Origin of the sequence: Paenibacillus ginsengarvi (assembly GCF_003626695.1) — a bacterium.
Taxonomy (GTDB): Bacteria; Bacillota; Bacilli; order Paenibacillales; family NBRC-103111; genus Paenibacillus_AB; species Paenibacillus_AB ginsengarvi.
Window position 1 is genome coordinate 54,421 of the sequence record NZ_RBAH01000025.1, and the last position, 18,858, is coordinate 73,278.

An 18,858-nucleotide genomic window follows, 5' to 3' on the forward strand; every position below is an offset into this window, starting at 1 on the left:
AAGCGTCTATAAAGTTTGCGGTACTTTTGCGGCCCCCGAGTCCCCCCTTAAATTGGCGCCTTGCGGCATGTTCGTACTTTGCTTTGCTGCTCCCCCGGGTATTTTCGGCGTGTGCGAAAAGGCCGGGGAAAATCGGAAAATCCTACCTTAGGTAACCTGTTACACATCCAACAAAGCTTTATATTAAAGGTATGTTGTTGAAATAGGGTAACGGTTACATATATAATAAAGTCCTCGGCACCTGTTGTCAATGGCAGAAAAAAGACGGCCGCGATAGCCCTTCGGCGGGGCCGTCCGACTACGGGAGATGAACTTTAATGGCAAGATGGCGGATTCATTTGACGGTGCTAGGGGTCGGATTGTTTTTCGTGAATGCGGGGATGACGATGATTATTCCATTTCTGCCGCTCTATTTGCAGGAGCTCGGAGTCAGCGATCCTCACCGGGTGGCGGTATGGGCGAGCGTCATTTTTGCAGCCAATTTTTTCACCGCCTTTTTGTTTCAGCCGCTCTGGGGGAGCCTGGCCGATCGGTACGGGCGGAAAATGATGGTGCTTCGCTCGGGCTTCGGCATGGCGATCGTCATGACGCTGATGGGACTGGCGGGCGGACCGTGGCAATTGCTGCTGCTGCGGATCTTGAACGGGGTCGTCTCCGGCTTTGCCCCGGCTTCGATCGCGCTGATGAACGTGGGAACGCCACGGGACAAAATCGGCTATACGATGGGGACGCTGCAATCTAGCGTGGTCGCCGGGACGATACTCGGCCCTTTGTTCGGCGGGTTTATGGCCGAGCATTACGGGTACCGGCCGATCTTTTTCATCACGGGCGGGCTCCTCTTTATCGCCTCGCTGCTTGCGCTGCTGCTTGTGAAGGAGGAGCCGGTTTCGAAGGAGAACGGAAGGAGTCGGGAGCGCGGTACGCTGTTCGGATCGTTTCGTCCGCTGTTCCGGGCGCGCGGGCTGAATATGCTGAACGTCACGACCGTTGTGATTCAATTCGCGCTGCTCGCCCCTGTCGCCTTGCTGCCGTTATTCGTTCAGGAGCTGAGCGGACAAGCGGGAATGGTCGCCTTTTACGCCGGGCTCGTCGGTTCGGTAAACGGGCTGTCCAACATGATCGCCGCTCCGCTCCTCGGCCGGCTTGGGGACAAAATCGGCTCGGTGCGCATTTTGCTATTTTGCTTGCTCGGCTCGGCCTTGATCGGGCTGCCACAAGCGTTTGTGAGCGGCACCTGGCAGCTGATCGCCGTCCGTTTTGCGCTCGGCGTCTGCATGGGCGGCCTGCTGCCGTCCGTCAATGCGCTGATCGGCCGCTACGCGCCGCCGAACCGGGAAAGCGCGGCTTACAGCCTCAATTCGAGCATGTATGCGCTCGGCAGCATGCTCGGACCGCTCGTCGGCGGATTCGTATCCGAATCGCTTACGATTCGCGGCATTTTCGTTTTGTCCTCGCTGCTGATGGCGGCTTGCGGCTTGTGGCTGCAATACGGCTTGCCAAAACCGGACAAGCAGGTGCAACTGCAGCCGGAAGCTGGAGCGTAGTAGGGGTACCTGCGGGCGCCGCAAGCACCGGCTCGCGGAACGCAAAAAGCAGACTGCTCTCACCCCGGGATGGGGGTGTAGGCGGTCTGCTTTTTCGTCATGTTTTTATAGCATGGGTGCAAACGGGAGGCTCTCAAGCTCTGCCGGTCGTGCCACGGGATACAAGCGAAACGTCGCACTCGTAAGTTTCGTTGTCGATCGCCGTGCCTTCGATCCGCTTGATGAGCAGGCGTGTCGCGAGCGCGCCCAGCTCGTAGATCGGTTGGGCCACCGTCGTAATTTCCGGCTCGGTCATCACCGTGAGATCGATGCCGTCAAAGCCGACAAGCGCGACATCGCCGGGCACCGAGACGCCCATTTGCCGCAGCTTCTTCAGCGCGCCGAGCGCCATCAAGTCGTTGCCGGCGAATATGCCGTCGATATCCGGATGACGAGCCAGCAGCCTCTCCGTCGCCTCCATGCCGCCGCGAATGCTGAAATGACCCGGCTCCATCAGCGACGGGGAAAACCAGGGAAAGTGGCGGACCGCCTCCTCGTAGCCGACGAGTCGCTCCTTGGCCGTGGCCGTCTCCTGCGGCCCGTACAGATGGCCGATCTTCGAGCAGCCTGTATCGAGCAGGTGCTGAACGGCCAGCATCGCGCCTTCGTTGTTTTTGGACCGGACGACGAGGCACGGGACGTTCGCGGGCGCCCGGTCGAGCACGACGAGCGGAATGCCGGACTTGTTCAGTTCGACGACGTCCGCCGTACGCAGCGTGTTGCTGGCGAACAGCATGCCGTCCACATAGCGGCTTTTCATAATCTGGATATACTTCTGCTCTTTGTCCGCATCGTTGTCGGAGTTGCACAGCACGACGGTATAGCCGTACGTTTGCGCAACATCCTCGACCGATCTTCCGAGCTCGGCGAAAAACGGGTTGGCGATATCGGGAAGAATGAGCGCCAGCGTCTCCGTCTTTTTGCTCGCCAGCCCTTTGGCCATCGTATTCGGCTCGTAGTGCAGCATCTTGATCGCCTGCTGCACCTTTTCCTTCGTCTCCTGATTCACATAGCCGGTTTTGTTCAGCACCCGGGACACCGTCGCCACGGATACGCCGGCCAGCTTGGCCACATCCCTGATCGTTGCCATAAGTCTCCTTGATTTCCCATTAATGAGTATGGATGCACATTGTTCCTAACATGTGGTATCGGTTACATACGATTTTAATTGTATGGAATGCGATCCGGGTTGTCAAATAGGAGGAGACAAAAAAATGGGCGATTTTGGGACATGTTAGCTGTAACACAACGTCTTAGGACGGGCGGGCTGCTGTTTAGCGGAACTTCCGCTTCCGCTAACGCTGCCTCATCGGAACAGGCGTTTCCGCTAGCACGCTACCGCTGCCGCCTGCGACGGCTTAGAGGAAGCTCCGCTTCCGTTATAGCCCTACTCGCCCGGTTTCACTCGGGCTATCTGCGGCCATAACGGAACTTCTGCTTCCTCTATCGCCCCCGCCAGCGGCCCTCGCCCGCTTTAGCGGAACTTCCGCTTCCTCTATCGCTGCCTCAGGAACAGCCGCTTCCGCTAACGCGCTCCCGCAGCCGCCTACGACGGCTTAGAGGAAGCTCCGCTTCCGTTATAGCCCTACTCGCCCGGTTCCACTCGGGCTATCGGCGGCCATAACGGCACTTTCGCTTCCTCTATCACCCCCGTCTGCGGCGCTCGCCCGCTTTAGCGGAACTTTCGCTTCCGCTTCCTCGGCTTACGCCTGCGGTCGCTCCTCTTTCCCGCTCGCGCACGAGCGGATAATCGCCTCCGCAACGGCGATGCCGTGTACCGCATCGGCAAACGACGTATACGTCGGCTTGCTGCCGCCGGCTACGCAGTTGCATATATACGTGAGCTGCTCGCGCAGCGCGCCGAACGCGCTGCCGTTTAACGAATGATGAATGAAATAGTCCGGGGACGTCCGCCCCCGCTCGTCCCACAACTGCACATTGGAGCCGTTGTTGGCGAACTGCGCCGTACCTTTCGTCCCGATAATTTCGACGGCGTCGTTCATGACGAAGCCTGCCGCATCCGGCGTCATCCAGTTGCTGTGCAGCACGGCGACCGTACCGTTTTCGAACTCGAGGCACGACCACAAAATGTCCGGAACCGTGTCGTCATGCACCGCTCGGCCATAAGCCTTGACGGACTTTACCCGGCTGCCCGCGTACCAGATCGCGATATCGAGATCGTGCACCGTCAGCTCGTATACCGTATGCGTCCGCTTGTACGTCTGGAACATGCCCTTCGTCCGGCCCCGCTTCAAGTACATGCTCTGGGGAGCTCCGAGCCGATCGGAACGAATCGCCTCGTAAATGTCGGCGTAGCGCGGCTCGAACCGCAGCAGATGCCCCGCGAACAGAAACGTCCCGTTCTCTTCGGCCAGCTTCGCCAGAGCGGCCGCCTCCTCGAGCTTGGTCGACACCGGCTTCTCCACCAGGACGTGTTTGCCCGTCCGGATCGCGTGCGCGGCCGGTCCAAAATGCTCGTGCTCGAAGGTGGCAATACTGACTACATCGATATCGCTGCGGTCCAGCAGCTCCTCGCTCCGCGTATAAGCATGCGCCACGCCGTACGTTTCGGCGAGCTGCCTGACCCTTTCTTCATTGCGGTCGCACAGCGCCACGACCTCCACCTGCGGCATCGAATGGAACGCTTCCAAATGACAGCTTCCCCAACTGCCAAGCCCGATAATCCCTACCCGCACTTTGTTCGTCATGCCCCACGGCTCCTTCTCCACGGTCCGGCCTCCGAATGAAGCCGGTCGCTCGCATTCATTTTATATATTATATATAATACATAATGAGATTATTATATCGCCTTCGCTCCCCCGTTTCAACCCCCAGTTCATTTCCCTGTTCATTCCCCAAAAAGAAAAGAAGCTTTCTCCCGCCGGACGGCGCAAAGAAAACTTCAGCGGGCGCCTTTAAGGCGCAACCGGCTCCAGCCGGGCCATCGGCCCTTCGGGCGCCGCGATATCGGTCAGCTCCGAGTAAGCGATCGGAAACGTCGGAAACCCGCTGGTTTCCGGCGTATATTCGTATTGCTGGAAATAAACAACCAGCTCGCTGCGGGTCAAATAAAAATCCTGATCCGGTCCGACTCCGCGAAACGGCGTCGCTTCGGAAATCGGCACGTCGCTTTCCTCGATCTGCCTGAGCAAAATGGCGTCGATTATCGGTTTGAATTCGCTGTCCTGACGGAACAAATCGCGGACCCGGTATTCGCGGCCGTCCCGCAAATCCATCGTCAGCGACTTCTGCAACGCCCTGCCGTTAACGTCCCCGCGCGAACGGGCATAGCTCTGGAACACGATGCTGATCAGGCCGTCGCCGTTAAGCCGAACCTCGTACGTGCCGTTCATCTCTTTGCCGGTGTCCTGCACATAGCCTTGATCCTGAATCATTTGATACACAAGCCGCATAATCCGGTCGTTCATCATCGTTTGCGCTTTTCGATCCGGCAGTCCGCTAAGCTGGGGGTAGCGGATTTGCAGTCTCGGCTTAAGCATCACCTTTTTCGAGATGACCGCGTTCAAGTTGCGGAACTCCATGACACCTCTCGCCTCCTTCCGGCCTATTCGCCTATTACCAGCGATATTCAGCGAACGGAAAAAGGTGACCCGTTTGAAACGTTTTGGGCTTTAGCCCGAGCCGGCTTAACGGGATAACGTTCGGCTGCTTCCGGAATCGGCTTGCCTGCCTCCGCCCTCCTTAACGTGCTTGAGCTGCGCCACGATGATGAAGCTGACAATAACGAGCAGAAACCAGGAGCTGAGCTTCCCCCAGCCGACGACGCTCCACGCCTCGCGCTGGTTCGGATATTGCCATGCCCCCAGAAAAGTGCCTAAATTTTCTGCGATCCAAATAAAAAAGCCGATCAAAAAATACGACAGCACGAGCGGCATACGGCGAACGACGCCAAGCACCTTATACTGCACCGATGTGCGGAAAAACACGACGAACAGCAGCCCGGTCAGCACCCAGCGCAGATCGTACATATAGTGGTGGGTCATGAAGTTGAGGTAAATCGCCGCCCCGAGCGGCACAGTCCAAACGGATCGCGGCCAGTGAACGATATGCACGTCCAGCCTGCGCCACGCCTGGCACAAATAGCTGGCAACGCTCGCATACATGAAGCCGCTGTATAAAGGAACCCCGAACAGCTTCGTGAAGCCGTCCAGCGGATACGTCCACGAGCCCATATGCACTTTATACACTTCCAGGGCGAACCCGATCAGATGAAAAACTCCGATCACCTTCACCTCGTCCTTCGACTCCATGCCCGTCACATACATGACGATCTGGGCAAGCAGGCAGACGATCAGAATAAAATCGTAATCGGCCATAAAAGGAATGCTCACTACTTTCGTGAGCGCGATCGCTGCAAAGATGATAACCGGAAAAACGCAGGATAACGCCTGCTGCCAGCCGAAATGAAACAAAGGCTTCCAAAAACGCACGCACAGCCCTCCCGCCGTTTATTCGTGATGATGCTTTGCCACCATCACCATCATAAAGCTGCGGCGGGAACGTGTAAACCCGAATCGGATGCGGCGGTTAAGTTCCTTTATATTCCTGGCAAGCTAGACAAGTATGGATATCCACGCACGTAGGATGGATATCGCCGGTAAATTTGGTGCAGTAGATCGGGGTTTTGTAGTGGACGTCGGAGGAGATCAGGGAGCAGTACTTGCACTTGCCGATCAGTTCGACGGTGAGGCGGCGCAGATCGGTTTTTAATTCCAACAGTTCATCCATATCGTTACTCCTTCGCTTTCCGTGAATGGAAAACAGGACGCCGCCCTAAGGCGCCGTCCGTCCGAAGCAACTTCGGGATCGACTTGAGGGCGGCCCGGCTATCGTGGCGATTCGCACGTTTGTCCGCACCTCGCTGTAGACCCGTGGCTTTGCGTCCCTGTCTTTCGAGCAGGTTTGCCTTTATCCGAATATTCCGATGTAACTGTTACCAGAGTACCATACGGATGCGCCCTCATTAATAGGTCATAATTCCTATTTTCATACTATAGTCTTATATGTTTAATCGGCTTTCCCTACAGCGCATCACAGCTATTCGTCTTGAGGCGCAAATGCGATGATCCGCAGCCTCCAATAATCGGCAATCCATCTGCCGTCACGATACAGCTTCGGCGCAGCGATCCGTTTCGCTTCTTCATATGCTTGCCGTTTCTGCTCCTCCGTCAGCCCGGTGAAAAAGCTGCCGGCGAACATATCCAGCCAGTGGTCAAGTCCCCGTCCTCCATCCTCCAGCGGGGTTGGCCTGCTGTAGTGGAGCGCGTATTCGAGCCGGAAGCCCTCCGCCTCGAGCAGCGACGCGTACTCGCCGGCCGAAGGAAAGTACCAGGGATCGCGGGAGGCCGCGTCGATCCCGAAGGCGGATAACGCCGCAGTCACCCCTTCTACGATCGCGCCGACATTGCCCTTGCCGCCGAATTCGGCGACGAAACGGCCCCCCGGCTTCAAGGCGCTCCTGACCGTACGGATGGCGTCCCCCGGCCGCTTCATCCAGTGCAGCGCCGCATTGGAGAACACGGCGTCGTAGCGGACATCGCTCCGGTACGTATGGGCGTCGGCCGTCTCGAAGGCCAGCGCAGGGTATTTCTCGTTAGCCCGGGCGATCATGTCCGCCGAAGCGTCGATGCCGTGCGGCAACGCCCCCCGCTTTGCCAGCTCCGCGCACAAATCTCCCGTGCCGCAGCCGATGTCGAGCACTTTTTCCCCCTCCCGTACGTTCAGCAGCTCGAGAACGGACTTGCCGTATTCGGACACGAAGCCGATGTGCGAATCGTAGAGCGAGGCATTCCAGGCCTGGTTGCGGTTGTTGCTGCCATTCTTGTTTTTTTCGGTCATGGGCGTTACCATCCTCTCGCTTGATTAAGCTTAGTATGACGGCAAGCCGCTCATTGTTCCAATATATAATGCATATGGTTTTTATAGATTTCACCTATAACTGTGCACAAAAGGTTCCAGACGCTGCCGCAGCTCCGACGTAATCGGCGTGATCGGCAAGCGGACCGCATCCGAACGTATGCGCCCGGTCTGCATAAGCATCCACTTGATCGGTGCCGGATTAGGCTCGGCGAACAGCAGCTTGATCAGCGGCACCAATTCGTCGAACGCCGCCTTGGCGTCTTTCACCCTGCGTTTCGCATACGCCTCGTACACGTTCACGAACCGGTCGGCGCCGATGTGCGCCGAAGCGAGCATGCCTCCGCTCGCCCCGCAGGTCAGCGCGGCGTAAAAATACAAATCGTCGCCGCACAGCAGCGCCTTGTCCGTCCGGCCGCCCAGCTCGATAAAATTGCGGATGCCGCCGGAGCTTTCTTTGATCCCGACAATGCCCTCGATATCGAGCACGGCGGAAAGCTCCTCCGGCGTAAGAGTTAGACCGGTACGGTACGGAATGTGGTACGCTACGATCGGCAGCCCCGTATCCGCCACCCGTTTGTAATGCTCCAATACGCCTGCCGCGGAAGGACGGTTGTAATAAGGAGTGACGACGAGCGCGCCGTCCGCTCCGATCGACCGGGCTTTCTTCGTAAGCCGTACCGCCTCCGACGTGTCGTTCGATCCGGTTCCGACGATAACCGTAATGTTCCGGTCCGCTCTCAACTCTAGCGCGACCTCCGTCATCCGGCGCACTTCTTCCCAGCGGACAGTCGGGCATTCCCCCGTCGTGCCGCCCACGACAAGCCCGTGTACGCCTTGATCCAGCAGCGATTGCACCACCGTTCGGAAGCTTTGCAAATCGAGCTTGCCGTCGGGGGTAAAAGGAGCAATGACGGGTACGATAACGCCTTTCCATGCTTCAGCCACCATGAACAATCCCTCCCACTGTCTAGCCGGCCTCGCTTGCAACCGGCTCTTGGACCCAGTGTAGCATAGGAATTCCAATCGGAGTTAGCTATAATAAACGATAAGAACAATCGGAAATAACGATGGATGGAAGGCGGTGCGGAACATGGATTTATCCCTGATGCGGACGTTCAAAGAAACGGCGCGGCTGATGAACATTACGCGCGCAGCCGATTCGCTCGGCTACGCCCAATCGAGCGTAACCGCGCAAATCCGCAAGCTCGAGGAGTTTTACGGTGTGCCGCTGTTCGAGCGGTACGGCCGGGGCATCCGGCTGACGCCCGGCGGGCGGGAGCTGCTCGCCTATGCCGATCGGCTGCTCGATCTGGCCGAGGAGTCGATGCAGGCGGTATCGGCGGAAACGGCCGGTTCGCTGACGCTCGGCACGATCGAATCGCTGGCCGCGTTTTACTTGCCCCCTTACGTGCGCCGGATGAAGCAAACGTTCCCGGCGGCATCGCTGCTGCTGCAAACCGGCAGCGAGCCCGAGCTGCTGCACGGCGTGCGAACCGGCGAATACGACGCGACCCTCCTGCTGGATACGGAAACAAGCTCCGATCCGGACCTTGTACGTGTGATTGTAAAAGAAGAGCCGCTGCTGCTCGTCGCCAGGCCCGACCATCCGCTGGCCGGCATCGCCGCCATACAGCCGGCCGACTTAGCGTTGCATGCCTGGGTTGCCCCCGAGCGCAGCTGCGCCTACCGGAGCATGCTTGCCCGGCTGCTCCACGCTTACGGCGTCCGGCCGCAGCTCTCCTGCGAGCTCGGGAGCGTCGAAGCGATCAAGCGCTGCATTCTGCACGGCCTCGGCTTCTCGCTGCTGCCCGCCTGCGCCGTAGCGGCGGAAATCGCGGACGGGCGGCTCCGTGCGCTCCCGTTCTCGCATCCGGAGCTGCGTTTCTATATCCAGCTCGTCTATCCGGCGGGAAGATGGGTATCGCGGACGCTGGCGGCTTTAATCGCCATGCTGCGCGAATCGTCCGAGGGGGTCCTCAGCTCTCCAACAGACGCTTCAAACGGCCCGGATAGTCGGTAATGATGCCGGATACGCCGCAGGCGATCATCTTCCGCATATCCGCTTCCTTATTGACGGTCCAAGGGTATACGCGCAATCCGCGTTCGGTTGCCGCGCGGACATTTTGCTCGTTCAAACGGCTCCAGTGCGGATGCAGCGAATAAACGGGATTGTCCAGCAACTGCGCCATCCGGTAATGATGTTTCATCCGAATGTTGTACAACAGCCCGACTCTCGCTTCCGGCTCCAGCTCCTTCACCTGCTCCAAAATGTCGAAATCGAACGAGGAGACGAAAACGCCGGCAAGACGGTTTTTACGCTCCATAAGCTTAACGAGCGCGGGTACGATATCGCCTATTCCGGCTTTGACCTCCACGTTTATTTGAACTTCCGGCGGAACGAGGTCGAACACCTCCTCCAGCAGCGGCAGCCGCTCGCCCTCGAAGCGTTCGTGGAACCAGCGTCCGGCATCGGCCTTTTTCAGCTCCGCAACCGTCATATCGCTGATCGCGCCTTTGCCGTCGCTTGTCCGGTCGATCGTCGTGTCATGGCAAACGATCACCTCGCCGTCCTTCGACAGATGCACGTCCAGCTCGATGCCGGTACAGCCCTGCTCAAGACCGAGCGCAAACGCCGCCAGCGTATTTTCCGGGGCTTCCCCAGCCGCTCCGCGATGCGCGATTACCATCAAGTTGTCGTTCGTTGTCATTGTTCTCTCATCCTTTCGATTTTAAGATGATATGTAAATGTAGGAAAACCCGGTAACAAGCCAAAAAAAACCGAGTGAGTATACGTCAAAAGCGCCGGGAACCTTTTTTTGCACGACAAAAAAAGGTCTGCCTCGGCCCCCTGGGTATTCTCTCGGTCTCCGAACCCAATCGGTCGTTACAGATGTTACTTGGCCCGCGTACCGGCTTGCCCGCGTGCAAGGCCGGGACGAGTTACCACAGCTCGGGCGAGCCTACGGATACGGCGAGCGCTCCCGCCGTCAGCCCTTCGTCGATCTCCTGCCGGTTGCCGACAAGTCCGCCCGCGATAATCGGCAGCGGGGTCAGATTCGTCATCTCGCGGATGATCCGCGGCATGATGCCCGGCATGACCTCGATCGCATCCGGGGAGCTTTGCTCCACTGCCTTGATGCCTCGTTGCACCGCGTTGCGGTCGATCAGGAAGATACGCTGGATCGCCAGCAGCCCGCTGTCCTTGGCCGCCTTAATAATGGCGCTTTTCGTCGAGATGATGCCGGTCGGCCTCACGTGCTGGGCGACATAAGCGACCCCGCTCCGGTCGGGGGCAATCCCCTCGATAAACTCCATGTGCAGGAATACGTGCTTGCCCGCATCCTGGACGCGCCGCGTCAATTCATGAATATTAAGCAGCGAGCCGGTCAGCAGAAACACGACGTTGACGTCTCCACGCAGCGCGGCATCCAAATCCGCTTCCTTCTGGACGGCGGCAATCGTTTGATGCTCTACGATATCGACTATCGGATACATGGGAAAGCTCCTCCACAAAAAGGCTTTGTCCATTATACCACGGATTGTCCGCTATGGCTTCCCATATGGCGATTTTTGCATCCGCTTCGGCCCGAACCGAATACCCGGAGCGGAGCCGCTCCGGGCATAGTCGGTCCATAGGCGCGGCGCACCTGCTCAGCAGGTGCCTCTATGCCGCACTGCATCTGTTGTTACCGGTTCAGCAGGCTGCCAACGTAACGCAGCATTTCGTTCGCGCATACCGGGCAGTAGCCGTGCTCCTCGATCAGCCGCTTCGTCACCTCGTTGATTTTTTTCAACTGGTTTTCGTCCGGCGTTTTTGTCGATGTCGTAATTTTGACGATGTCTTTGAGATCGGAGAACAGCTTCTTCTCGATCGCCTCGCGCAGCCGCTCGTGAGAGTTGTAATCGAACCGTTTACCTTTGCGCGAGTAAGTCGACATGCGGATCAAAATTTCTTCGCGGAACGCTTTTTTCGCATTTTCCGAAATACCGATCTGCTCTTCGATCGAACGCATCAGCCTTTCGTCCGGGTCCATCTCTTCTCCCGTCAGCGGATCGCGGATTTTTTGCCAGTTGCAGTAAGCCTCCACGTTGTCGAGGTAATTGTCGAACAAGGTTTTGGCCGATTCCTCGTAGGAGTATACGAACGCCTTCTGAATTTCCTTCTTGGCCAGCTCGTCGTATTCCTTGCGCGCGACCCCTATGTAGTTCAAATGACGATCGCGCTCCTCTTTCGTAATGGACGGATGCTGGTCGAGACCATCCTTCATCGCGCGCAGCACGTCGAGGGCATTGAGGCAGTTCAAGTCGTGGCGAATAAGGGCGCTCGATATCCGGTTAATGACGTAACGCGGGTCGATGCCGGACATGCCTTCCTCGGCGTACTCGCTTTGCATTTCCTTCAGATCGGCTTCCTTGAGGCCCTCGATCGCTTCGCCGTCGTACATTTTCATTTTTTTGACCAGATCGACGCCCTGCTTTTTCGTCTCCTTCAGACGGGTCAATACCGTAAAAATGGCGGACGTTCGCAGCGTATGCGGGGCGATATGAATGTGCTTCATATCACTCTGGCCGATCAGCTTGCGGTAAATCTTCTCCTCTTCGGACACTTTCAGATTGTACGGAACCGGCATGACGATCATCCGCGATTGCAGCGCTTCGTTTTTCTTGTTCGCGATGAACGATTTGTACTCCGTTTCGTTCGTATGGGCAACGATCAGCTCGTCGGCGGAAATAAGCGCAAACCGACCCGCCTTGAAATTGCCCTCCTGAGTGAGCGATAACAAGTTCCACAGAAACTTCTCGTCGCATTTCAGCATTTCCTGGAACTCCATCAGCCCGCGGTTCGCCTTGTTCAGTTCGCCGTCGAACCGGTAGGCGCGAGGGTCCGATTCCGAGCCGTACTCGGTGATCGTCGAAAAGTCGATGCTGCCGGTCAAGTCGGCGATATCCTGCGATTTCGGATCGGACGGACTGAACGTTCCGATGCCGATCCGCTCTTCTTCGGAGAGCAGCACCCGCTCAACGAGGACATCCTCGATCCGGCCGCCGTATTCCGTCTTCAGCCTCATCTGGCACGACGGGCACAGATTGCCCTCGATTCGGATGCCCAGCGTTTCCTCGATCTCCCCCCGCAGCTCAAGCGGAACGAGGTGAAGCGGCTCCTCGTGCATCGGGCAGCCCTTGATGCCGTAGAGCGCCCCCTCCGGCGACCGGGAATACCGTTCCAGCCCGCGCTTCAGCATGGAGACGATCGTCGATTTGCCTCCGCTGACCGGTCCCATCAGCAGCAAAATCCGTTTGCGCACGTCCAGCCGTCTCGCCGCCGAATGGAAATATTCCTCCACCAGCTTCTCCAAAGTCCGCCCCAGACCGAACATCTCGTTCTCGAAAAACTTGTATCGCCGCTGGCCGTTTTCTTCCGTAATGCCGTGCCATGCGATCATATCGTACACACGCGCATGCGCGGTCTTGGCTACACCCGGATTTTGTTTTACGATTTCTACGTACTCGGCAAACGTACCGGTCCAGGATGCCTTCTCCTGCTCTCTGCGATGTTCGGTTATTCGTTTGAAAATATCCATAGTAACCTCCTTTCATCTGCACGCATCATAACGGCTCACCTTCCGAAGGTTGACTCTCTTTTTGGGGTCGCGCTGCGCTATCGACTTTTGAAGCGTATTAAATACGTATGCGGGGGCCCGCCATTAATTGCCGGAAAATTTTATTCCGCACCTGCGAATTCGTTTGAAAAAACATGAAAGGGCAAAGCTTGGCAACCGGAACTCTTTGTTATCGTATATAATATTTGAAAAGCATCGGTTCGAACCGTTTTGAGGAAACGCCTGTTTACGGGTGAGTTCCGTTCTTGCCTTGCCCTGCCAAACGAGGAGGTCTGCCTGACGTGTCCATCCAGAGCGAAACCGAGCTGTACGAGCCGGTCAAACGATACTTCGAGGCGCTTGGCTTCGAGGTGCGCGGAGAAGTGCGCCACTGCGACCTCGTCGCCCTGCGCGGCGACGAGCCGCCGCTCATCGTCGAGCTGAAAAGAACGTTTAACATCCCGCTGCTCGTTCAGGGAATCGACCGGCTGTCGCAAGCCGACCGAGTATATGTGGCCGTAGAAATGCCCGCCACGGGAAGAGCCCCCCACGGGCTCAAATGGTCGGATGTATCCAAGCTGTGCCGCCGTCTCGGCCTCGGACTGATGACGGTCCGCTTCTATAAAAGCCGCAAGCCGAAGGTCGAGGTCGCATGCGATCCCGAACCGTACACTCCGCGAAAGAGCAAAGTGAAGGCATCTCGGCTCCTGTACGAATTCCGTGAACGAAGCGGAGATTATAACGTCGGTGGCAGCACGCGGCAAAAGCTGATGACCGCTTATCGCGAGAAGGCGCTGGCGCTGGCGGTCATGCTGAAGCGCCACGGCAGCCTGTCGCCGAAGCAGCTGCGCGATTTGACCAGCAATCCGAAGGCCGCCGATCTGCTGCAAAAAAATTACTATCGCTGGTTTGAGAGGGAAGGGCGCGGAATCTATCGGCTTACGCCTATGGGAGAGCAGGCGCTCGACCAGTACAGCCACGTGTGGCAGGCGAAGTTTTCCGCAGAGTAGGAATGTTTACGCCGTACGTAGGATATCCATACTAATAGAAATGGTTGAAACATCGTATCCTGAATGCGGGGGCAAACCTATGGCTGGTCATGTCGGCAGCTTGCTGAGAAGCAAACATCGCAAACTCGAACGCTTCGCGCCGCTGCTTGCGGCGGCTGCGCTATTATGTGCCGGCTGCGTGCCGGAAGATTCGGGGTCTGTGCCCGCTGCGGCGGAGCGCAGCTTGGTGGAGCAGTTGACGCCGCACGGGGCCCCTTCGGCCGCAGCCGGAGGCGAACAAGCCGGAGCGGCTCGAAGCGCGGGCGAACCCGATCCGATCCGCCCTCCAGCCCAGTCCGGTTCCCACGGCCTGCCGCCGGCCGGAGAAAACGGCGCGCTTCAGCCGCTGCCGATTCCCGGCGCAAGCGCGGAGCCCTCGGCGGCTATTCCCTTAACGCCTGCTGCTGAAAGCGGTTCCGCAGCAGGCCATACGGCGAGTGCCGCCGGGAACGCCGCCGCGGCTGCCACCGCAGGAGCCGTTTCCTCGGCTCAGCCTCGTTCCCAAGCCGGGGCCAAGCAAACAGCGGCGCCGAAGTTTTCCATCCCGGTGCTCAACTACCACAGCATCGGAGTCGAACCGGATAACAATGCCGTTCTGGACCCGAAAAAGCTGGATGAACAGATGGCGCATTTGTCCAAGGAGGGGTATACGGCGCTGACGCTCCAGCAGTTCATCGGCATTTGGGACGGGCACATGGAGGCGCCGGCGAAGCCTGTGCTGCTAACGTTTGACGACGGCTACACCGACAATTACACCGAAGCGATGCCGATCCTGCGCAAATACGGTTTTACGGCGACGATGTTCGTCTCTCCGGGGATGACCGGACAAGATGGCTATTTTGCCGAATGGGAGCAAATCCGCGAAATGCGGGACGCAGGCTGGGATATTCAGCCGCATGGCATGTCGCACCCGTACATGCACAAATTGCCTCTTGATAAGCAGCGCTACGAAATTGCCGAATCGATTAAGCAGCTTAAAGAGCAAACCGGACTGGATACGTATGTGTTCTGTTATCCGTACGGCATGCGCAATGGCGATACGCTGAAGCTGCTCGAGGAGAGCAAGGTGCGCTTCGCCTTCACGATCGACCAGGGCCGGACCGAACCTTCGCAAAATCCGCTGCTGCTGAAGCGCATCTTCGTCGGCGGCAAGGAAAGCATGGACACTTTCCTTAAAAAGCTGAAGCCGTAAGCCCGGCGTTAAACCAAACAAGCGAGCAGCGGCCCCGGTTCTTCTGCCAGAAACGGGAGGGCCGCGCTCGCTATGCGTCATTTTCTAAGTCCTCTTATGCTCCCGGTACCAGCTCCGGATCGGCTGAGGCACCTCCGAATCAAACTCGTCCCTCATCATTCGCTCGAGTGCCGCATACCCTTTATCGACCGAGCTCCAATCTCCAAGCTTCGCATACTGCCGCATCAGCGAAAAATGAACCTCCTCCGAATACGGGAACATACGGAGCGCCCGGTAATAAACCGAAACCGCCTCCATCCGTTTGCCTTCGCTATCCAGCCATTCCGCAAGCCGCATCACATGCCGGAAGCAGATCGTCTTGAGCCGCTGCCGTTCGCTTTCCGCCCATAAATAGTCGTATTCGGCCAAATAATCGCCGCGGTACAGCTCCAGCAGTCCGAGATGAAGCTCAAGCGTCCCCGGCTCCAGCTTCGTCTCCATGACTCCCTTCTCCCATTCCTCGGCGTCGATTTTGACATCGTTCAGCTCGAGACGGTAGCCTTTCTCATAATTGACGATCCGCACATCCGCTCCGAGCGATTCCATCGTCTTGCGGATTTGATAGATCGTAGTATACAGCTGCGTATACCCTCTCTTGATATCCACCTCCGGCCACAGTACCTCGAGCAGCGCATCCTTGCGCACCGGCTGGGCCCGGTGATGGAGCAAATAGGCGAACAGCTCCTGCGCCTTCGTCGTCCTCCACGGGATCGGCTCCGTCTTCGCCAGATCCATCTCCAGCACCTGGAAGCTGCGGATCATAACCGCACGGCTCGCAGGCGGGATGGGAGGATGGCCTTTTCGTTCCGCCAGCCGGGCTACCGTGCGGGCCAGCCGCTCTTTTTCCACCGGCTTCAAAATGTAGTCGACCGCGTTCAGCTCGAACGCCTTGACGGCATACTCCTCAAAAGCCGTTACAAATACGATATCCGTGCCGGGAGCCCGCTGCGCGAGCAGCTCCGCCGCCTCGACTCCGCTTAACACCGGCATTTCGATATCGAGAAAAACAACGTCCGGCGGATTCGCCGCCACGGCCTCCAGCGCCTCCTCCACATCCGCATATTTGCCGATCACTTCGACACTGCCGATCGCAAGCAGCTGCTTCTCCAAATAACGAAGCGCCAGCTCCTCATCGTCTGCCAAAATCGCTCTCACGCATCGATCTCTCCTCGTTCTTGTGCGTTTTCACCATTATCGCCGCTTTTGCCGCCGAAGGGAAGAATGGAAGTCGTCTGCCTCGGCTTGCGCTGCGCTTCCTCAATCCGCAGCCTGAGCGTCACGGTCGTGCCGATTCCCGGCTCACTAGTTATATCGATCCCTCTTCCAAACTGCTGGACGAGCCTGCTGTTAATATTAGCCAGACCAATTCCTCTCTCCAGACCGCGGCCTGCTTGCAATCTGGCCAGCAGGCCTTCTTCGATGCCGATCCCGTCGTCGTGAATCCGGATGACGAAATCCCCTTCTTCTACCGTTACGCCGAGCCGTACTTCTCCGCCCCGCTTGCGCTTCATAACGCCGTGCCGGATCGCGTTCTCGACGATGGGCTGAATCGTCAGCGGAGGCAAGTAAAAGTTCATCCCGGCCGGCACGTCCAGCTTGACCTTCAGCCGTTCTCCGAAACGGGTCGCCTCAATGAACACATACGCCCGTATCAGGCGAAGCTCCTGTTCGAATTCCACCAGCGGGGACATGCTGTCGTACCGAAAGCTTTCCCGCAAATAATGGGCGAACTCGCTGAGCAGCCGGCGCATTTTATCCGGCGAGTCGTGGCTGAGCGCCGCGATTGAATTAATGGTGTTGAAGACGAAGTGCGGCTTGATCTGGGCATGGAGCAGCGCCGATTCCATCCGCAGCCGGTCCCGCACCGACCGTTTCATCTGGATAAGCGTCCGGACGCGGGCCCGCAGCTCGGTCGCCCTCGCGGGTTTGGCCAGAAAGTCATTCGCCCCCGCCGCGAACGCAAGACCGATATCTTCATCCCGTCCGGCCCCGGTCATCATCAGCACCGGCATATCGTAGAGCGTGTCGCGTTCGCGGATTTTGCGGCAAACCTCTGTGCCGGAAAGACCCGGAAGGGCGAGATCGAGCACGACCAGATCGGGTCTCAGCGAATCGGACAGCTTCCTTAGCGCATCGTCTCCGCTCGTAGCCCTGCTCACGCGCACATTCCCGCCCGTAAGCAAGCTTTCGAGCATTCGCAGATTGGCGGGATCGTCATCCACGATCAACACATGCGCCTCTTCGTCGCCGGGCGAGCTCACCGCTTGAAACGGCTCCTGTCTGCCCGCTTCCGCAGAAGGAAACGCCATCGTCTCCTCGCCGTGGCTCCACGTCCGGAGCCGATCATAGTCGCCGGCACCCCCGTCCCCTTCGCCTTCGGCTTTGGCGGCTGCGGGAAGTCGGAACGAACACGTAAACCCGTTTCCCGGTTGCTGCGTGATACTCATCGAACCTCCCTGCATTTCGACCAATCGTTTGGTCAGCTTCAAGCCGAGACCGGAAGTAACCCAGGGCGGCGATTCCGCGTTCGCCTCGCCCGATTCGTTCCCTCCGTTAACCGGCTGCTTCTCCGGCATACCGGAGCCGGACTCCGTCACCTCGATTTCAACGTACGTCTTCTTGAACGATGCGCTGACCGTAATCGTTCCTTGCGCGGTCCGGTGTGACCCATAGGCCAGCAAGTTCGACAAAACCTGCGTCAATCGAAACGCATCCGCGAGCACGGCAGGCAATCCCTCCGGCACATGGTTAACGAGCCTTACGCCGTCTTTTCCCTGAAAGGATCGGACCCTATCGATCGCATTGTCGGCAATGACTCGCACGTTTGCCGCAGCAGGGACGATCGTCAAGGTCCCCTCCTCGAGCTTGGACCAGTCCGCCAACTCTTCGATCAAACGGGCCGACCGCTCGCCGGTCGCCGCCAGGAGCTGCAGCTGATCCGCCTGCTGGACCGTCATACGCCCCCAGTCTTTGCGCAGCATCGAATTGGCGATGCGGCTCATGTGCTGCAGCGGTGCGCGAAGCTCGCGGGCAGCGCCGGCAACAAACTCGTGGTTCGCCTTTTTTTTGTTTTGCAATTCAGCGGCCAAACGACCCGATTGCCGGTGCAGCCGAATAAGCCGGTACGCAAGCAAGGCGCCGAATGCCTGAGTTACGAGCAAAAGCAGCCCCAGCGATCCTTGATCCGGATCGTCCAGCCGGTACAGCAGATAGCCGAGCATCGCGGTACCGGTCCAGAATCCTAGCGTTATCGCGGCTTCGTATACGATTCCTTTGCGGGAAAACTTGTTTTGGCCTGCAACCAGCAGGGCAAAGGCCAGCAGCAAACATCCGCATGAAATCCATGCCGGGTCTCCTCGGGCAAAAGCGTCCAGCCATCCGGCCGGCGACATCTCTTCCCTCCAATTCCCCATATTCACCGCCTCCCCTTCGAAAAAAACGCTGCCAAGCACGGTGAACCGCAGCTTTCAGAAACTGTTCAGTTGATCTCCCTATAGTAGGCCTAGGGGGTGACA

At 58.1% G+C, this 18,858-nt stretch carries 16 protein-coding genes and 1 riboswitch; of the genes, 4 read left to right on the plus strand and 12 right to left on the minus strand.

Annotated elements, in window-relative coordinates:
- Positions 1–317: 317 nt before the first annotated feature.
- Positions 318–1,544 carry an MFS transporter gene (locus tag D7M11_RS27290; protein ID WP_120750428.1) on the plus strand — a complete coding sequence of 409 codons (1,227 nt, stop codon included), beginning with the start codon at positions 318–320 and terminating at the stop codon, positions 1,542–1,544.
- 133 nt (positions 1,545–1,677) lie between these two features.
- On the opposite strand, the gene D7M11_RS27295 is transcribed toward D7M11_RS27290, so the two are convergent.
- From D7M11_RS27295 to dapA, 7 genes are all read right to left on the minus strand, one after another.
- Positions 1,678–2,673, minus strand: a complete 996-nt coding sequence (locus tag D7M11_RS27295) for a LacI family DNA-binding transcriptional regulator (RefSeq protein WP_120750429.1) — start codon at positions 2,671–2,673, stop codon at positions 1,678–1,680.
- A gap of 613 nt (positions 2,674–3,286) precedes the next feature.
- Entirely contained in the window at positions 3,287–4,312 is a 1,026-nt protein-coding gene (locus tag D7M11_RS27300) for a Gfo/Idh/MocA family protein (protein WP_120750430.1), read from the minus strand.
- A 186-nt stretch (positions 4,313–4,498) separates the two neighbouring features.
- On the minus strand, positions 4,499–5,125 hold the full coding sequence (locus tag D7M11_RS27305) for a DUF3298 and DUF4163 domain-containing protein (protein WP_120750431.1): 627 nt from the start codon (positions 5,123–5,125) through the stop codon (positions 4,499–4,501).
- A 105-nt stretch (positions 5,126–5,230) separates the two neighbouring features.
- On the minus strand, positions 5,231–6,034 hold the full coding sequence (locus D7M11_RS27310; protein WP_120750432.1) for a DUF817 domain-containing protein: 804 nt from the start codon (positions 6,032–6,034) through the stop codon (positions 5,231–5,233).
- A 97-nt stretch (positions 6,035–6,131) separates the two neighbouring features.
- The gene (locus D7M11_RS27315; RefSeq protein ID WP_120750433.1) at positions 6,132–6,332 is read right to left on the minus strand and encodes a hypothetical protein; all 201 of its coding nucleotides are present in this window, start codon (positions 6,330–6,332) and stop codon (positions 6,132–6,134) included.
- An 85-nt stretch (positions 6,333–6,417) separates the two neighbouring features.
- Positions 6,418–6,521: riboswitch (cyclic di-GMP riboswitch) on the minus strand.
- A 120-nt stretch (positions 6,522–6,641) separates the two neighbouring features.
- Positions 6,642–7,442 (minus strand): class I SAM-dependent methyltransferase, encoded by an 801-nt coding sequence (locus tag D7M11_RS27320; protein WP_120750434.1) that lies wholly within the window; start codon positions 7,440–7,442, stop codon positions 6,642–6,644.
- A 90-nt stretch (positions 7,443–7,532) separates the two neighbouring features.
- Positions 7,533–8,411: a 4-hydroxy-tetrahydrodipicolinate synthase gene (gene dapA / locus D7M11_RS27325; protein ID WP_120750435.1), complete on the minus strand. Its 879-nt coding sequence runs from the start codon at positions 8,409–8,411 to the stop codon at positions 7,533–7,535.
- Positions 8,412–8,553: 142 nt separating this feature from the next.
- Between dapA and D7M11_RS27330 the strand changes: the two genes are divergently transcribed.
- A complete protein-coding gene (locus D7M11_RS27330; RefSeq protein ID WP_120750436.1) occupies positions 8,554–9,483 on the plus strand; it encodes a LysR family transcriptional regulator in 930 nt (309 codons plus the stop codon).
- Here the strand turns inward: D7M11_RS27330 and D7M11_RS27335 are convergent.
- The 3 genes from D7M11_RS27335 to D7M11_RS27345 all read right to left on the minus strand — a co-directional run bounded on the left by D7M11_RS27335 (position 9,440) and on the right by D7M11_RS27345 (position 13,045).
- On the minus strand, positions 9,440–10,171 hold the full coding sequence (locus tag D7M11_RS27335; RefSeq protein ID WP_120750437.1) for a glycerophosphodiester phosphodiesterase: 732 nt from the start codon (positions 10,169–10,171) through the stop codon (positions 9,440–9,442). The two genes, D7M11_RS27330 and D7M11_RS27335, sit on opposite strands and share 44 nt — an antisense overlap.
- A gap of 232 nt (positions 10,172–10,403) precedes the next feature.
- Positions 10,404–10,958 (minus strand): glycerol-3-phosphate responsive antiterminator, encoded by a 555-nt coding sequence (locus D7M11_RS27340; protein ID WP_120750438.1) that lies wholly within the window; start codon positions 10,956–10,958, stop codon positions 10,404–10,406.
- Positions 10,959–11,149: 191 nt separating this feature from the next.
- On the minus strand, positions 11,150–13,045 hold the full coding sequence (locus tag D7M11_RS27345; RefSeq protein ID WP_120750439.1) for a PrkA family serine protein kinase: 1,896 nt from the start codon (positions 13,043–13,045) through the stop codon (positions 11,150–11,152).
- A gap of 320 nt (positions 13,046–13,365) precedes the next feature.
- Here D7M11_RS27345 and D7M11_RS27350 point away from each other — a divergent pair, with 320 nt between their 5' ends.
- Both D7M11_RS27350 and D7M11_RS37530 read left to right on the plus strand, forming a co-directional pair.
- Positions 13,366–14,073, plus strand: a complete 708-nt coding sequence (locus tag D7M11_RS27350) for a DUF2161 domain-containing phosphodiesterase (protein ID WP_120750440.1) — start codon at positions 13,366–13,368, stop codon at positions 14,071–14,073.
- Positions 14,074–14,152: 79 nt separating this feature from the next.
- Positions 14,153–15,304: a polysaccharide deacetylase family protein gene (locus D7M11_RS37530; RefSeq protein ID WP_240041327.1), complete on the plus strand. Its 1,152-nt coding sequence runs from the start codon at positions 14,153–14,155 to the stop codon at positions 15,302–15,304.
- Between the two features lie 84 nt (positions 15,305–15,388).
- Here the strand turns inward: D7M11_RS37530 and D7M11_RS27360 are convergent, their stop codons facing one another.
- Together D7M11_RS27360 and D7M11_RS27365 are read right to left on the minus strand one after the other, a co-directional pair.
- Positions 15,389–16,498, minus strand: a complete 1,110-nt coding sequence (locus D7M11_RS27360) for a response regulator (RefSeq protein ID WP_120750441.1) — start codon at positions 16,496–16,498, stop codon at positions 15,389–15,391.
- Positions 16,495–18,756, minus strand: a complete 2,262-nt coding sequence (locus D7M11_RS27365; protein WP_120750442.1) for an ATP-binding response regulator — start codon at positions 18,754–18,756, stop codon at positions 16,495–16,497. The genes D7M11_RS27360 and D7M11_RS27365 overlap by 4 nt, the downstream gene beginning before the upstream one ends.
- Between the last annotated feature and the right edge of the window lie 102 nt (positions 18,757–18,858).

Excerpts from the sequence above, each read along its gene's own strand:
- D7M11_RS27340 (WP_120750438.1), bottom strand. The coding sequence starts at position 10,958 with ATGTATCCGATAGTCGATATCGTAGAGCATCAAACGATTGCCGCCGTC.
- D7M11_RS37530 (WP_240041327.1), top strand. The coding sequence starts at position 14,153 with ATGGCTGGTCATGTCGGCAGCTTGCTGAGAAGCAAACATCGCAAACTC.
- D7M11_RS27335 (WP_120750437.1), bottom strand. The coding sequence starts at position 10,171 with ATGACAACGAACGACAACTTGATGGTAATCGCGCATCGCGGAGCGGCT.
- D7M11_RS27345 (WP_120750439.1), bottom strand. The coding sequence starts at position 13,045 with ATGGATATTTTCAAACGAATAACCGAACATCGCAGAGAGCAGGAGAAG.
- D7M11_RS27320 (WP_120750434.1), bottom strand. The coding sequence starts at position 7,442 with ATGACCGAAAAAAACAAGAATGGCAGCAACAACCGCAACCAGGCCTGG.
- D7M11_RS27305 (WP_120750431.1), bottom strand. The coding sequence starts at position 5,125 with ATGGAGTTCCGCAACTTGAACGCGGTCATCTCGAAAAAGGTGATGCTT.
- D7M11_RS27295 (WP_120750429.1), bottom strand. The coding sequence starts at position 2,673 with ATGGCAACGATCAGGGATGTGGCCAAGCTGGCCGGCGTATCCGTGGCG.
- D7M11_RS27365 (WP_120750442.1), bottom strand. The coding sequence starts at position 18,756 with ATGGGGAATTGGAGGGAAGAGATGTCGCCGGCCGGATGGCTGGACGCT.
- D7M11_RS27315 (WP_120750433.1), bottom strand. The coding sequence starts at position 6,332 with ATGGATGAACTGTTGGAATTAAAAACCGATCTGCGCCGCCTCACCGTC.
- D7M11_RS27330 (WP_120750436.1), top strand. The coding sequence starts at position 8,554 with ATGGATTTATCCCTGATGCGGACGTTCAAAGAAACGGCGCGGCTGATG.
- dapA (WP_120750435.1), bottom strand. The coding sequence starts at position 8,411 with ATGGTGGCTGAAGCATGGAAAGGCGTTATCGTACCCGTCATTGCTCCT.
- D7M11_RS27290 (WP_120750428.1), top strand. The coding sequence starts at position 318 with ATGGCAAGATGGCGGATTCATTTGACGGTGCTAGGGGTCGGATTGTTT.